This is a genomic window from Halogeometricum sp. CBA1124 (genome assembly GCF_009741955.1).
In the GTDB taxonomy this organism is placed as follows: domain Archaea; phylum Halobacteriota; class Halobacteria; order Halobacteriales; family Haloferacaceae; genus Halogeometricum; species Halogeometricum rufum.
In genome coordinates, this window is record NZ_WPCD01000360.1 from 1 (window position 1) to 1,415 (window position 1,415).

The following is a 1,415-nucleotide window of genomic DNA, read 5'->3' on the forward strand; positions in this document are numbered from 1 at the left end:
TCCGACGAGGACGTTCAGATGACCAGTCGGCGCTGACCTCACGGGTCAGGCCGAGTACGACTTCGAGTTCCAACGCCTCGGACCTCGACACTGGCAACTACACGGTTCTGGTGACGGACAACCAGTCCAGCGATCGAAACCGAGTCCTCGTCTATCGAGTCTCGAAGGCCGGGCAAGGGCAGTGCAGACATCGGTGGCACGGGCATCGTCACCGAACAGCGCGGTGACATCGCGAACATCACCGTCACGCTCTCGAACACCGACTACGCGACCCTGACGTTCGGGTCCGAGGACGTCGGCTTCGTCAGCAACGTGACGGTCGAAGACGTCAACGGTGACGGGCAGGTCAACGTCCTGTTCAACACCCACGCCGCGACCGGCGTGACCAACCTCGCCAACGACGGCGGCAAGGTCTACGACGTCCCCAGCCTCGAGGGTGAAGACGACGACATCACCAAGGCTGACATCAGCGAAGACGTCAGCACGCTCCTCGACGCGGGCGAGTACGACGTCGAAGTCCGCTCCGGCGAGGACGCCAGCGACGACTCGCAGGGCGTCGGCACGCTCGTTCTCGAGGAACGCAACACGACGTCCCTCGCGAGCTGGACGGCTCCCTCGGGCACGACGCTCGACGACACGGACGACGTCTACGAAGCGATCAGCAACAACAACGTCACGCAGGACAACGGCATCGCCTACGGCGACCTCGCCGTCCACCAGATTCAGGCCTCCGGTCTCTACGGTGCGATCGAGGCAGACGGTGACGCGACGGACGTCGCCTTCTACGACGTCGCAGACACCGGTGCGTTCAACTTCTCGGTCGAGCAGGTCGACCCCGGTGCGAACCGCGACCCGTACAGCCTCATCCTGAACGAGACGAACACGGACGTGTTCGCTGACGAGGAGAACGACACGTACTTCATCGTCTACGACACGGACGACAGCGACATCGACACGACCGAGCGTAGCATCGAGAACGATCACACGCTCGAAGCCAACTTCACGGTCGCCGAGGACGAGGGTAACCTCGCCGACGACCGCCAGACGGTCCTCGACGAGTACGACCTCGTCGAAGGCGAGCACTCGCTCGGCGAGCCCGTGAACGTCTCGGCGTCCGCGACCCAGACGATCTCCGGTGAGACGACCGTCGCGCCCGGTACGGAACTCAGCCTGCGCGTCCGCTCTAGCGGCGACACGCAGCCGAGCTTCCTGAAGACCGCGACCGTCTACGTCACCGAGAACAACACGTTCTCGGGCACGTTCGACTTCAGCGAGCAGGAAGTCGGCGACACGTTCGAGGTCACGGTCCGTAACGGTCCCGCAGACTCGGTTTCGGTCGACGGTAACGTCGTCGAAGGCGGCGCTGCGACCGAGACGGCGATGACCGAGACGGACGCGCCGGACACGGCCACGGA

1 protein-coding gene is annotated in these 1,415 nt (G+C 64.3%); it reads left to right on the forward strand.

Features of this window, described 5'->3' with window-relative positions; all coding sequences use genetic code 11:
• Nucleotides 1–312: 312 nt before the first annotated feature.
• Nucleotides 313–1,415: BGTF surface domain-containing protein (locus GJ632_RS21490; protein ID WP_343161320.1), on the forward strand; the 1,103-nt coding region annotated here is incomplete at its 3' end.